The organism is Pseudomonadota bacterium (assembly GCA_039815145.1).
Lineage (GTDB): Bacteria > Pseudomonadota > Gammaproteobacteria > Steroidobacterales > JBCBZW01 > JBCBZW01.
In genome coordinates, this window is the sequence record JBCBZW010000134.1 from 1 (window position 1) to 13,321 (window position 13,321).

The 13,321-nt window shown below is 64.5% G+C and carries 13 protein-coding genes; 7 read left to right on the plus strand and 6 right to left on the minus strand.

The window, feature by feature from the left end; translation table 11 throughout:
• Positions 1 to 811 (minus strand): glutaminyl-peptide cyclotransferase (locus AAF184_21345; protein ID MEO0424895.1); only part of this gene is annotated, 811 nt, incomplete at its 3' end.
• Between the two features lie 222 nt (positions 812 to 1,033).
• Between AAF184_21345 and AAF184_21350 the strand changes: the two genes are divergently transcribed.
• Together AAF184_21350 and AAF184_21355 are read left to right on the plus strand one after the other, a co-directional pair.
• Positions 1,034 to 1,720: a hypothetical protein gene (locus AAF184_21350; protein ID MEO0424896.1), complete on the plus strand. Its 687-nt coding sequence runs from the start codon at positions 1,034 to 1,036 to the stop codon at positions 1,718 to 1,720.
• A gap of 388 nt (positions 1,721 to 2,108) precedes the next feature.
• Positions 2,109 to 2,543: a hypothetical protein gene (locus AAF184_21355; protein MEO0424897.1), complete on the plus strand. Its 435-nt coding sequence runs from the start codon at positions 2,109 to 2,111 to the stop codon at positions 2,541 to 2,543.
• Positions 2,544 to 2,645: 102 nt separating this feature from the next.
• Here the strand turns inward: AAF184_21355 and AAF184_21360 are convergent, their stop codons facing one another.
• Positions 2,646 to 4,217: a response regulator gene (locus tag AAF184_21360; GenBank protein MEO0424898.1), complete on the minus strand. Its 1,572-nt coding sequence runs from the start codon at positions 4,215 to 4,217 to the stop codon at positions 2,646 to 2,648.
• A 192-nt stretch (positions 4,218 to 4,409) separates the two neighbouring features.
• Here AAF184_21360 and AAF184_21365 point away from each other — a divergent pair, with 192 nt between their 5' ends.
• Positions 4,410 to 5,621, plus strand: coding sequence for a serine hydrolase domain-containing protein (locus AAF184_21365; protein MEO0424899.1), 1,212 nt, complete (start codon positions 4,410 to 4,412; stop codon positions 5,619 to 5,621).
• Positions 5,618 to 6,082: a DUF4174 domain-containing protein gene (locus tag AAF184_21370; GenBank protein ID MEO0424900.1), complete on the plus strand. Its 465-nt coding sequence runs from the start codon at positions 5,618 to 5,620 to the stop codon at positions 6,080 to 6,082. Before AAF184_21365 ends, AAF184_21370 begins: the two co-directional genes overlap by 4 nt.
• Before the next feature lie 23 nt (positions 6,083 to 6,105).
• Here the strand turns inward: AAF184_21370 and ettA are convergent, their stop codons facing one another.
• The 3 genes from ettA to AAF184_21385 all read right to left on the minus strand — a co-directional run bounded on the left by ettA (position 6,106) and on the right by AAF184_21385 (position 9,284).
• A complete protein-coding gene (ettA, locus tag AAF184_21375; GenBank protein MEO0424901.1) occupies positions 6,106 to 7,779 on the minus strand; it encodes an energy-dependent translational throttle protein EttA in 1,674 nt (557 codons plus the stop codon).
• A 134-nt stretch (positions 7,780 to 7,913) separates the two neighbouring features.
• Positions 7,914 to 8,492 carry a hypothetical protein gene (locus AAF184_21380; GenBank protein MEO0424902.1) on the minus strand — a complete coding sequence of 193 codons (579 nt, stop codon included), beginning with the start codon at positions 8,490 to 8,492 and terminating at the stop codon, positions 7,914 to 7,916.
• A gap of 45 nt (positions 8,493 to 8,537) precedes the next feature.
• Positions 8,538 to 9,284, minus strand: coding sequence for an SDR family NAD(P)-dependent oxidoreductase (locus tag AAF184_21385; protein ID MEO0424903.1), 747 nt, complete (start codon positions 9,282 to 9,284; stop codon positions 8,538 to 8,540).
• A 241-nt stretch (positions 9,285 to 9,525) separates the two neighbouring features.
• Here AAF184_21385 and AAF184_21390 point away from each other — a divergent pair, with 241 nt between their 5' ends.
• Positions 9,526 to 10,008, plus strand: coding sequence for a hypothetical protein (locus AAF184_21390; GenBank protein ID MEO0424904.1), 483 nt, complete (start codon positions 9,526 to 9,528; stop codon positions 10,006 to 10,008).
• A gap of 119 nt (positions 10,009 to 10,127) precedes the next feature.
• Complete coding sequence (locus AAF184_21395) at positions 10,128 to 11,069, plus strand: hypothetical protein (GenBank protein MEO0424905.1); 942 nt, start codon at positions 10,128 to 10,130, stop codon at positions 11,067 to 11,069.
• Positions 11,070 to 11,104: 35 nt separating this feature from the next.
• Here AAF184_21395 and AAF184_21400 read toward each other — a convergent pair whose 3' ends face one another.
• Complete coding sequence (locus AAF184_21400) at positions 11,105 to 12,202, minus strand: hypothetical protein (protein ID MEO0424906.1); 1,098 nt, start codon at positions 12,200 to 12,202, stop codon at positions 11,105 to 11,107.
• 558 nt (positions 12,203 to 12,760) lie between these two features.
• On the opposite strand from AAF184_21400, the gene AAF184_21405 reads away from it, so the two are divergent.
• Positions 12,761 to 13,291, plus strand: coding sequence for a hypothetical protein (locus AAF184_21405; protein ID MEO0424907.1), 531 nt, complete (start codon positions 12,761 to 12,763; stop codon positions 13,289 to 13,291).
• Positions 13,292 to 13,321: the final 30 nt, after the last annotated feature.

Here is a 13,321-nt window from a genome sequence, read left to right on the forward strand (position 1 = left end):
CGCGCTCAGCGTCGTAGGCGATGCCGTTCAGCACGTAGTCGTTGGCAGTGCAGCCGAAGCTGCCGCACACAGCTCCTGGCCCCGTGGAGAGGAGGGGGCGGACATCCTTCGCCAGGGCTGAAGCATCGATCGCCAGGGTGACACACCCGGTGCGCGGATCGATCGCCACGATCAGTGGGGGCCCGTAGATGTTGGCCAGCACTTGATCGCCGACCGTCTCGAGCTCGTTGAGACCCGCAACGGGCCGGTTCCCCGCCCGCACGTCGATCTGTCTGGTGACCGAAAAGTCCTCCGGGTCCACCACGCGAACGGTGGCGGTGCCGTCGCTCAGCAGGAGTTGCCCCTCGTACGGGGTGAGCCCCCAGCCTTCGCCCTCGTAGGGCAGCGTGGTCGGTTCCGCGGGCTCGAAGCTGCCGTCGCCCTGCAGGTCGAACACGTAGGCCACCTGCGCGCGCCAGGTGAGGTTGTAGGCGCGGTCACCCAGGATGGCGAGGCCCTCGCCGAAGCGTGATTCGTCGAGGGTGGTCAGGCGCGATTCGTCGCTGCCATCGAGGGCCAGGGCGTACACGCCCGAGTGACCGAACATCCCCGCGCTCTCATACAGGCGGTCTTCGTGCACCACCAAGCCCTGCGTGTAGCGAGGCGCCTTGCTGAGCTCGCGCACGGCGCCCTGCGGTGACAGTGCTATCGACCCGAGCTGCGCGGAGCATTGGGCGGGCGTGTCGGCCGCTCGCGCGCTCTCGGGCGCCCAGAGCGCCAGCACCGTCAACACGACGACTGACACGGGGGGGGCGGGGGTATGTATCTTCATGGCGGCATGGTCGGTGACCCGCTGGTCGATTGCAATTTCCGCGCCGACGGATCTTTGATGGGTGGGCGACGTACCTGTCGCTTAGAACAGTTAATCGACGTGCGTATTGCAGGCCATTCCGCCTCGAGTTGCGCGCTCGCAGTGCGATGCACGATTGAAATCTCCTGGGATACCGTGCTAGCTACGGACTAACACCACCGATCGCCATGGAAGGAGTCACCCATGCGCCCGCTGTTTTGGAATCTTGGCGCTACCGTCGCATTGCTCGGCGTCTTCGTCGGCGCCTCGGCGCATGCGGCGCCCCTGTTCGCGGACTGGGAAAACGGCACGCTCGGGACCATCACCTTCGTCGTTACGGAGACGGAGACCGAGGGTTTCATCCAACCGTCCGAAGACACCGCGACCGATCCCGTATTCGTCGCGGCCTACGCTGACGTATTTCCTACCCTGCAGTTCCAATCAGGAGCGGGCCCGGCCGATCTGCGCGCGCAGATTCAGTTCTCCGAGCCCCTTCCTCTGGGGGCGCAGCTGTTGGCTTTCGATCTAGACTTCCGCATGGAGATATTCCGCATCGCCAGCGACATCGGCTTTCTGACCCTGCTCGCGCAGGGGGAAACCCAGGCGGGTGGGATGTCGCAGTTTCCGATCTACAACGCGGGCGACGGCACACTCACCTCCGTGTTTCCGGGTAACGGCGACAACCCCTTCGAGTACTCGCTGTTCGATGCGTCCGGGCTGTCTTCACTGGACATCGCTTGGATCAACGGTGGGGTGAGTTCGGGGTCGCGCATCGTGGTCGTCTTGCCCGATGGTCAACCCTCACCCGTTCCCTTGCCGGCGGGGTTCCCTCTGGTCGTGAGCGGGCTGGTGAGCCTCTGGTGCCTGAGGCGTCGGCCGCGAGCGACCTAGTCATCACACGCACCGAGTGCGTGACCTGCGTCACATCCTCTTAGGTTCCGTCAAATCCCCTGCGAGGCTCGCGCGCGCCCGCGTATGAGCACTACGCCCGCGGGCGGAGGTGATCCGTCCGCGGGCGTGACCCTGCGCTGGCGGCCGTCCGCGTAGGTATCGGGAATTCCTCAAAATTGGCCTGAGCGCAAACGTAGTTGCCCGCACGTATCGGTGCTGGGCGATTGATCTTATGCCCTGATCCTCAGAGCTGTTGACACCGCCTCCAGGGATCTGGGTACCGTTGGGGTGGCGCTCGGTACCGATCAACATCACTAATAAACACGGTACGCGCGCTGACCTGTGGCGCATGCTTGCGCTCAACAACTATTACAAGAAGGTGAGACCCATGAAGAAGATCGCTTTGATGGCGGCCTTGCTGCTGAGTGCAGCCGGTGCCAACGCTCAGACCCTGTGTGTGGATTTCGTCAACTTCTGCGACGGCTTCGAAATCAACATCACTCAGGGCGTGGGTGTGGAAGGTACGTGGAAGAACTACGACTGTGCGGGTTCCGATAGCGCGATGAACGTGACCCGTAACCGTGGCGACGGCAACTGGCTGTCCGCTTGCTCTGCTCAGGCGGGCTGTGACGTGGCGCTCGCCCTAGGCCGTGATGCCTGGGTGTGGCTGTTCAACTTCGCGACGGCCACCGGTGACCTGATCGCCATCGACGCAGGCATTCCCACGTTCCTGCAGGACGACACCCCCATCGCGATCACCCAGGGGGCGTGCACCCTGAACCCGGGCATCGTCGGCCCGAGCAACTCCTCGGCCGCCCAGTAAGGGATCCGAGTGGCCGGGGGGCGAAAGCCCCTCGACCCGCGTTCGGGGGCGGCCACAAGCAGTCGCCCCCGCACGCGTATTGCAGGAGATCTTGGGAAAGGGCTACTGCCCTAGGATCTTGCGGAACGCCGACCCGAGCTCGCGCAGCTGGATCGGCTTGGCCAGGAACCCAGCGAGGCCCTTGCCCGCGAAGCGGCTGACCGCGTCTTGTTCGTTGTAGCCGCTGGTCAGCACCACCCTCACCCCGGGATCGATTCGACGTATCTCCTGAAACACGGACGCGCCGTCCATGTCCGGCATCGTCATGTCGAGGAGCACCGCGTCGATCTCAGGGTGATGCTCGCGGAACATCTCGACGCCGGCGACGCCGCCGCTCGCGACCATCACCGTCAGGCCAAAGCGCTCGAGTATCGCGCGTGACACCTCGCGCACGTCGGGCTCGTCGTCCACGACGAGGACCGTGCCGCTGCCTTCCCACTCGAAGCTCCCCGGCATGGAGACAGGGTTAGCCGCCGTCTCGTCGACAGCGGGCAGGAGCACCTTGATGGTCGTTCCCTTGCCTTCCTGGCTATAGACTTTGATCGCTCCGCGGTGTCCCTGCACGATGCCTAGAACGGCGGCCAGGCCCAGGCCTCGGCCAGAGCGTTTGGTCGAGTAGAAGGGGTCGAACATTCGAGAGCGGGTCGACTCGTTCATGCCGCCGCCCGCATCGGAGATCTCCAAGAACACGTACTCGCCGTTGGCGACGGACTCTGCCAGCTGAAGCTCGCGCTGGTAGGCGTCATCGATCGTCATGCTGCCGGTGAAGATCGTGACCACACCGTTCTTGGGCGAGGCCTCGGCGGCGTTACTGATCAGATTCAGCACCACCTGGCGCAGCTGGGTGGCGTCGGCCCTGACGGTGGGCAGCGATGGGGCCAGCTCGTAGCGAATGCTGACCTGACGCTGGGTCGAGAGGCTGACGAGGTCTGTCATCTCGCTCACCAGGGTGGAGAGGTTGATCGCTTCCACCACGAAGCGCCCCTTGCCCGAGTAGGCGAGGAGCTGGCGAGTGAGTTCGGCTGCACGCTGGGAGGCGCGTTGGATCTGTTCGATGTCTCGCCGGTACGGGGTGTGCTCGGGAATCTGCTCCAGGGCGAGCGCCGCGTACCCGAGAACACTGCTCAAGAGATTGTTGAAGTCGTGCGCGATGCCCCCGGCCAGCACGCCGAGGCTCTCGAGCTTCTGAGCGGCCAGCATTCTCTGGTCCATGCGACGCTGCGAGTCGGAGGCCTGCTTGCGCTCGATCGCGTACTCGATGGCGCGCGACAGCGCGTGGGCGGCAAGATCGGTCTTGTACAGGTAGTCCTGCGCGCCTTCTCGCACGGCTTCGATCGCCAGCTGCTCGTCGTCCGATCCGGTGAGCACGAGGAGTGGCAGGCGTGGCGCAGCGTCCAGCATGCGGCGAACGGTGTCCAAGCCTTGCGAATCTGGTAGCCCGAGGTCCAGCAGAATCGCTGAGATGTCACCTTTGGTTGCCACCTCCAGGGCGGTGTCCAGGCGATGTCGCCGTTCCACCTCGAAGCCGGTGATTTCCGTGGACGGTGGTGCCTTGAGTGTGAGCAGTCGCGTCACCACCGCCGCATCGACATCATCGTCCTCGACGAGGAGTACTTTCGATAGGTGCGCCGTCATTTGGGCAGCGTGGAGCAACACCTCTTAGTGCGCAAGGCTTCCCGTGCTGGGCGGTGCGGATCCAGAAAATACGACGCTTGCGGTGCGACGAGATCGGGGGCGCGGATAGGTGATCCCCAGAGCACGCGCCCGTGAGCGACCAATTCTATCTATCCTGCATCGCACTAGAGTCCATCGTTGAGGAGTTGATCCGTGCTGTCGAGATTATTTGCGCCTGTCGGCGGGTTGATCCTGTGTGTGCCGTTGCTCTGTGCGGCTGAGTCCTATCCGCCTGACCATGCTCGCATCCAAGCCTTCGAGCGCGGTTTGGTGGCGCGCACGTCCCGCAGCGATGCCGACGCCTCCCGCTACACGATCGAGGAGCGACTCGCTCACCACGGCGTGCCCGCAGTCGCCGTGGCGATCCTCGAAGACGGGCAAGTGGTGTGGGCGCGAGGCTATGGGACCAAGCTCGCCGGCGAGGACATGCCCGTGGATGCGGACACGGTCTTCTCCGTCGGTTCCGTGAGCAAGGTGGTGAACGCGGCCCTGGTGCTGCGCCTGCAGGCGCAGGGCAAGGTGGACGTCGATACGGACGTGAATGATCACCTCAGCTCGTGGCAGGTGAAGGAGAGTCGCCATACGCGCCGGCAACCGGTGACGCTGCGGGCCATCTTGTCGCACACCGCCGGCTTCAATCAGCACGGCTTCGGTGATTTCCAACCCGGGAGCGCCTTACCGACGGCGTTGCAGACCTTGAACGGCGAACGACCGGCGAAGCACGGACCCGTGCGGGTGACCTTCACGCCCGGCACGCGTATGGACTACTCGGGCGGTGGCATCACCGTGAGCCAGGTGCTGGTGGAGGATGTGACCGGCCTCACCTACGTCGATGCCGCGAGGCGCTACGTGCTCGACCCCATCGGCATGACCCGCAGCACCTTCGTCAATCCGCTGCCGGCAAGTCACGGCAACATCGCGCGCGCCCACAACGGTGACGGTGAACCGACGGCCCTGGCGCGCGGTTGGGAGGCGATGCCGGAGATGGCGGCCTCCGGTCTGTGGACCAGTGCGAACGACCTTGGCGCTTTCGTCGCCACCCTCATCAACACGGCCCGCGGCGACGACGACTTCCTGCCCGAGGCGATCATCACCGACATGATGCAGCGCGTGCCGCAGAGCTGGCACGGGCTCGGACCGCGCTTGAACGGCGAGGGCACCAACCGCGTGTTCCATCACGGTGGCGCCAACGATAGCTATCGCGCCTGGATCGAGGGACACCTCGACAGCGGTGACGGCATCGTCATGCTCACCAATAGCCGTAACGGTCACCAGCTGTACAGCGAGGTGCGCTACGCGGCTGAGGAGGCGTTCGAGTGGCAGGTGCATGCCGCCACGGACTTCGCGGCGCCGGAGTTTCGATGACGGTGCGCCGTCGATTCACCCTCAGCATCTTGCTCGCCGCCCTTACGTGGCCCGGCGCTATGCTACTCGCTCAGTCACCGTCGAATGTGCCGACCTTGGCTGCGCTGAGTCAGCTCCGCTGGGAGTATCGTGTGTTGCTGGTGTTCGACGAAGCCCCCGCGCGCGACGACACCGCGTTGTTGCGGGAGCAGGCGACTGCCTTTCGTGAGCGCGACACGCTGTGGTTCGTCGTCCGTGACGGTGAGGTGCAGTCCAATTACCCCGGTCCGCTGGCCGAGGGGTTCGGCGAACGCGGGTTGAGGGGCCTCGCGCGAGGTGAACGCGTGGTGCTCATCGGTAAGGACGGCGGCGTGAAGCTGCGCACGTCGAGCCTGGATATCGCGGGGGTGTTCGCCCTCATCGACGGTATGCCGATGCGTCGGCGTGAGATGCGTGAACGCGGAAGCGAGGGGAAGCGTTAGCTGCCCTCGCTCCCCCTTCGCGATCAGCCCGTGAGGGACTTGTACTGCACCCGATGCGGCTGCTTCGCCTCATCACCCAGGCGCGCCTTACGGTCCTCTTCGTACTCCGTGTAGTTGCCGTTGAAGAACGTCACCTTGGAGTTGCCTTCGAAGGCCAGGATGTGGGTGGCGATACGGTCGAGGAACCAGCGATCGTGGCTGATCACCACCGCGCAGCCGGGGAAGGCCAGCAGCGCTTCTTCCAGGGCGCGTAGCGTTTCCACGTCGAGGTCGTTGGTCGGCTCGTCGAGGAGCAGGACGTTGCCGCCGGACTTCAGCAGGCGTGCCAGGTGCAAGCGGTTGCGCTCACCGCCGGAGAGGTCCCCGACCAACTGCTGCTGCTGGCTGCCCTTGAAGTTGAAGCGACCGCAGTAGGCGCGTGAGGGCGTCTCGTAGGTGCCCACCTTGATCAGATCGAGGCCGTCGGAGATCGTCTCCCACACGGTCTTGTCGTCCGGCAGGTCGTCGCGGGATTGGTCCACGTAGGCGAGCTTCACCGTGCTGCCGAGGCGCACCTCGCCGCTGTCCGGCTGCTCCACGCCCGTGAGCATGCGGAACAGGGTGGTCTTACCGGCGCCGTTCGGGCCGATGATGCCGACGATCGCGCCTGGCGGGATGGAGAAGCTCACGTCGTCCACGAGGAGCTTGTCGCCGAAGCCCTTGCGCAGGTTCTCGACCTCGATCACCTGATCGCCGAGGCGTTCGCCGGGCGGGATGTAGATCTCCTGGGTTTCGTTGCGCTTCTGGAAGTCCTGCTTTTGCAGCTCGTCGAAGCGGGCCAGGCGGGCCTTGCTCTTGGCCTGACGCGCTTTCGGGTTCGAGCGCACCCACTCGAGCTCCTTCTCCATCGCCTTACGACGGGCGTCGTTCTCCTTCTCCTCCTGGGCCAGGCGCTTCTCCTTCTGATCGAGCCAGGTGGAGTAGTTGCCCTCCCAGGGGATGCCGTGGCCGCGGTCGAGCTCGAGGATCCAGCCGGCGACGTTGTCGAGGAAGTAGCGATCGTGGGTCACTGCCACCACGGTGCCCTCGTAGCGCTCGAGGAAGCGCTCCAGCCAGCCGACGGACTCCGCGTCGAGGTGGTTGGTGGGCTCGTCGAGGAGCAGCATGTCGGGCTCCGAGAGCAGCAGGCGACACAGGGCCACGCGGCGGCGCTCACCGCCGGAGAGCTTGGTCACGTCCGCGTCCCAGGGCGGCAGGCGCAGGGCGTCGGCGGCGATCTCGAGCTTGCGGTCGATCTCCCAGCCACCGGCCGAGTCGATGGCGTCCTGGAGCTTGCCCTGCTCCTCGAGGAGGGCGTTCATCTCATCGTCCGACATGGGCTCGGCCATCTTCATGGAGATCTCGTCGAAGCGATCGAGCTGGCGCTTGATCTCGCCGAGGCCGTCCTCGACGTTGCCGCGCACGTCCTTCTCCGGATCGAGGTGGGGTTCCTGCTCCAGGTAGCCCACGTATAGGTTCGGCTGGGGCCGGGCCTCGCCGTCGATTTCCTTGTCCACGCCAGCCATGATCCGCAGGAGGGTGGATTTGCCCGCGCCGTTCAGGCCGAGCACGCCGATCTTGGCGCCGGGGAAGAAGCTCAGGCTGATGTCGCGCAGGATCGTGCGCTTGGGCGGCACGATTTTGCTGACGCGGTTCATGGTGTAGACGTACTGAGCCATGCGGGTCCTCTCGGCGTGGGTGTGGCTAGCGGGTAATCGGCGATTATCGCACGCGGTTGTCCGTCAGGGACATCCGCGCACCGGGTCAGGGCTCAAGCGGATGGATCAGATCGATCCGCAATTCGGAGCGCCCGTCAGATCCCCCTTTCGAGTACGCCGCGTGCCTCGAGTCGCCCAGCCGTGACTGCAGATCCGACCGAAGCGCCCAGCACCAGTGCTACAACGGCCAGGTTTGATGCCAGCACCAGCCGTAGGCCCTCTCCACGGCCTGGCCCTGCCACGAATAGGCTGAACCCCAGGGCCGCAGCCAAGGTGTGACTGGTCACCTGCCACAGGGCAACGCGATGGGTCCAGCGGCGCAGGAGCGCGTCGTCCGGGTCGTGGGCGGTGATGATCGACGGCACCAGCAGGCTGGCCAACGGCAGCCAGAAGACGGTCACCACCCCCAGGAGCAGCGCTCCCAGCGACTTGGCCACGATCAGACCCGAGAAGATCAGCGTGCACGCTTGGAGATCCTGACGTGCTATGGCGGGGCGAACGCGCGTCAGCGGCCAGGTCCGATCGAGTGCCTGGAGCTTCTGGCGGTGAGCCAACTCGCCGACCCTCATCAGCGGCGTCCAGCCGGCAAGCCGTCCGCCCAGGTGCAGCAGGAGCACCGACGCGGATTGCGTGAGGAACCAGGAGAGTAGGAAGAGGCCCACCAAGGAGTTCATCGCTCCGCTAATCTCCTCCCGATCCGCCCCTCCCAGGGCTCGGGCCTACGTGGGCTGATCGGTCGGGCGCATGAGGATGTCGTGAATGGCCACGTGGGCGGGCGCCTCGAGGGCGTGCATCACGGTGGCCGCGACATCCTCAGGTTGTATCACCTTATAGTGGCCATAGGTGCCGGCCGCCGCGTCACGGGACCCTTCGAACACCTGGGCGAACTCCGTCTCGACGTAGCCCGGGCTCACGGCCGTGATACGAATGCCGCTGCCCAGCTCCCGTAGTTCCTGGCGCAGCCCTTCGGTGAGCGAGCGAACGGCGAACTTGGTCGCCGAGTAGACGCCGCTACCACCGGGCACACGATGCGCCGCCATCGAGGAGATGTGCACGACATGGCCGTGGTCACCGCGTTCGCGCATGTCGGCGATCGACTCCTGGGTGCAGATGCACAACCCGAGGACGTTGACCTCGAGCATCTCGCGCCAGGCGTCGGCGTGGTCGCCGGTGAGCGGCGCGCGGCGACCCAGGCCGCCCGCGTTAATGAGGATGTCGACACCGCCCCATGCGTCGCGGATCGCCCGGAACGCGCCGCGGATTTCGTGCTCCTGGCGCAAGTCGGCCGAACAGACTAGGGATTGCTGCGGGTCGTGGGCGGCGGCGAGTTGCGTCAAACGCTCTTGGCGGCGCGCGAGCAGCGCCACTCTGGTGCCACGCTCGAGGAGGGCTGTCGCCACGGCGGTGCCGATGCCGCTGGAGGCGCCGGTGACCAGCGCCACGCGTTGATCCAGGGGGGTGTTCATCGCGCCGAGTATAGACTAGTGGCCTGTCCATCGAACGGGGAGTGTCGCTCATGCCCGTCGCAAGGCCGTTGGTGCATTGGCGCAACGCTCACGCTTGATTTACCTTGTACGGAGATTCGCTACTGTGCGTGGGCACACGGCCGTCGAGCTGTCCGGGCACTTCGCCAATGGCCTGCGCATGACGCTGGTTGGCCAAGCGACTATCCGCAACGCGGAACCGGTAAATCAGGAGAGCTTCAGTATGACCATACGCCAACGGGTGTGCTCCTTCTCGAGCACGCTCCGGATCGTTGCCATCGTCGGGTGCCTGGTGTGGTCGGTCGTGACGCACGCCACCATGCAGATTGACGATGCACTGACCTACAAGGGAAAGAAACTCGACATCAGAGAGTTGCCGCTCGAGCAACTCTACTCCCGCTCGTTTCTGGAGTCGGCCCTGCGAATCCCCGAAGCGCGATGTTCAGCCAGTTGGCGGGGCTATCAGGCGTTCTGGGCGATACGGGCGAAGAAGCTGTTACTAACCAAACTGCTAGTAGACCCTTGCTTAGCCGATAGTGCCAGGGCTGTCCCGGCGCGCGCCCTCCGCCTGGGGCAGCCGTATCCAATCCATGCCGTCTGGTACACCGGCGTTCTCAACGTCCACGCAGGGTGGGACGCGGAACCGCAACGCATTCAGATCCGGGACGGCGTGGTGATCACCGACGTGCCCGTGGCAGATCCGTGACCCTGCGACGCGGCGTAGTCGCTCTCCTCGCCAGCTGCGTTTGTCTTTCGACGCCGGCGATGGCGATGACCCCAAGCCCCGGGTGTGGGTCCGAGGAGCTGGAGAGCGGTACCTACACGATGGAACACGATGGGCTCACGCGTATCTTCCGCGTGCATGTTCCACAGGGCTACGACCTCAACGAACCTTCGAAGCTCATCACGATCTTTCACGGCTGGGGCGGCAACGAGAACGAGTTTCTCGACAACGCCAAGGTCACCTCTGAAGCTGACGCCCGCGGGTACATTCTTGTCGCGCCGCGTGGCCTTGGTTCCGGCGCGCCGGATAGAAGGCTCAATGCCTGGTCGTTTCCCGGTTCGACCTCGGGTCTGGATGGGGACGGGTTCAATCGAGACGTCCCAGGCGACACCGCCGCCATCTGCGACCCTCAGATGACGCCCGACTACACTTACCCGTCATGTGCGGAGACGGCTGCCAACGAATGCTCCTGGACGCACTGCCAGAGCGATGATGTCGCGTTCGCGGTGGCGCTTACGGGACATGTCGGCGCCAGGTTGTGTGTGGATCTGGATAACGTGTTCGCCTCGGGTGGCTCGAATGGGGGTATGTTCACTTGGTCGCTTGGGCAGGCGCCGGCTGGCGCCCCTACCTTCCGAGCCATCGCGCCGCTCATTGGGCTACCGCATCGAGCTTACCTGGCTGGCCCGGGAAAGCCGGGGGATCTGCCAGTGCTGCTGGTCACCGGAAGGCGGGATACGACTGTACCTCCTGGTCGTTGGCGCAACCCCTACTACACGGTCACCTCCGATGGGGATGTTTTCTATTACGCCAGTGCGACGGCCATCACTCGCGTCTGGGCACAGGCCCACGGTTGCAGCGTCACCGGCGATGCAATCCGCTTCGACGATGGGCGTGCTCAGACGGACTGTCGCAGCTACTGCGCTGGCGACGCCGGCTGGCCCCGAGTGCTCGATTGTCGCCTTACCATGGGGCACACCTACAGGCTGAATCAAACCTGGCCCTTGATTATGGACTTCTTTGATCAGCACTCGATCGAGTAGTACGCGTGCTCCCACTATCCCGGCCGTAGTCGTCTTCAGTGAAACCTAGGCGCCGCGCCGGCAGGCACGTCACCTACGACCACCTGCAAAGCGATCGCCCCATTGGCGAGCTCGAGGGGGCAAGCCCAGCCGCCGTCGACGATTTGTGCGTTGGCTGAATCGCCTGACACCAGGTTTCGGCACACCGTGACGAGGCCATCCACGCCGTTCGTAGAGCCACCTACGCTGCACGGATCTGATTCGCAGCCAACGGTGCCGACAGCGATCTGCAGCACTCGGTCGCCGCTATCAGCGACGAGCCCAGCATCGGAGCAGTTCCAGCTCGATCCGTCCGGCGAGGAAGCGGTAACGGACTGACCACTCGCCAGGTTTCGACAGATAACGGTGATCAGAGAGACATCCTCAACGGCGCCCGCGACCGGGGCGTCAGCGCCCAAGATGGTGCCGGAGAACACCATGCTTCCCTGGTCCGGACCATCTCCGCTCTCGGTGCTATTGCGCATGTTCAGTTGGTACGTCTCACCGGCCTCTAGGAGCACCACTTCGTCGATCGTGCCCGACGAGACTCCCTGCTCGCCGGCGTTCGTGTTGACGACCACCAGCTCGCGAGGGTTGAAGGGGTTGCCCGTCAGGCGCACCAGTTCCAGGGAAGCGAAATCGACGAGGCTGACGCCACCCCCATCGCTGCCCTCCCAGGTGCCGGTGAAGTGCAGCTCCGCGTCCTCGACAACGCTAAAGAACAGCTCCAAGTCGCCGTCGTGCCTCAGGGAACGAGCGCAGGTGCCGATTTCGGGATCCTCGCAGGTCGTTTGCGCGGAGACGGTCAGCTCCACGGAGAACGCGGTCTCACTAAGGCTGAGGGTGACGCCACCGTTGATCTCTCCGTTGACGATGCGCCCGGCGCCGAGATCCGCCTGGAAGGTCTCCTGCTGCGTAATCGCATCTCCGGGCGCACCGACCCCTTCAACCTGCACACGCTCACCGTCAGCGAAGCCGTGGTTGCTGCCGCTGTACTCGATCCCGATGATCCACTCCCCATACTCCAAGGCGAATGCCTGCGTCGTGAGTAACAGCGACGCTATCAATGCGCCGGGGATGGCGCGCAAAGCAACGGACAGGTTTCTAGAGTGCATGGTGTTTGTCTCCTAGGTAACTCACAGGTGCGCCGCCACCTGGGGTGATTGCTCGAGCCCTGTTGCGACAGCGCCATCCACGACTCGCTCGCGCTGTGGAGCGCCCAGCGGTGCGCGAGTCGGCGAACTACTACTAAGAACGGGACGCGGCTAAAAACCGGCTAAGGGCGGGTGAGGAGCTGGCCATGGACGACGACATGAGCCGAATCAAGGGCAGGCCTACATCGTCTTTGGGCAGGCGGGCGGCAGCTTTCCAGCGGAGATCGATCTGTCCGCGTTGCTGCCGGAGAGCGTTGGGGACGGCTCGCTCGGCGGCGTCCTGACCTTATCCGATGACGACCACGCCCAAGGGGCGCCGGTCAGCGCGGTGGGTGACATCAACGGTGACGCTGGCGGAACTCGGTACAGATGACTCGCGGGAAGGGCTCCGCCGACAACGGATGAATTTTCTTCAACTGGCAAAACAATTTTTTTCGTTTGTTGGGTCTTCGAGGCCTGTTTAGTGTTTCAGGTGTCTGAGCCACATTGACATCTACACACCGCGCTGGAGAATCCACGATGAAACGGTTCAAGCTTGTCACGCTGCGGGGAGCCGCTGTCGCTCTCTCACTATTCGCCTGCGCTGCTGCCAGTGCCGACACCAAGCCCTACACGATGACCGTGTTCGAAGACGTTGCCTACGGCAACAAAGTCGTCGCTGGTCGCTACACCAAGGCTATCGAACGTATTACGCAATCGCCGCGTCGCTACGCCGATGACGTCATGGGTCAGACCAATCTGTGCGTTGCCTACGCTAAAACCGAGGAACTCGATAAGGCGTTCACCGCCTGCGAATCGGTCGTCGCCAAGCTAGAGAGCCGTCGGATAGCGCTGTCTGCACGCGCCGCGCGCGACTACGCCCAGCGCCAGTACGCCACTGAACTTGCCGTTGCTCTGTCGAATCGTGGCGTATTGCGCGCGGCCACGGGTGATGAGGCGACGGCGTCGGCGGACTTTGAGCGCGCCGCGAGCCTGGAGAGCGGTGTGTCCGCACCGGCCATCAACCTGGCTCTGCTCTCCCTTGACAGCGTCGCTTCGGTGGTTCGCTGAGCCGAGGTTTCGCGCGCTGATCGGTGCGGC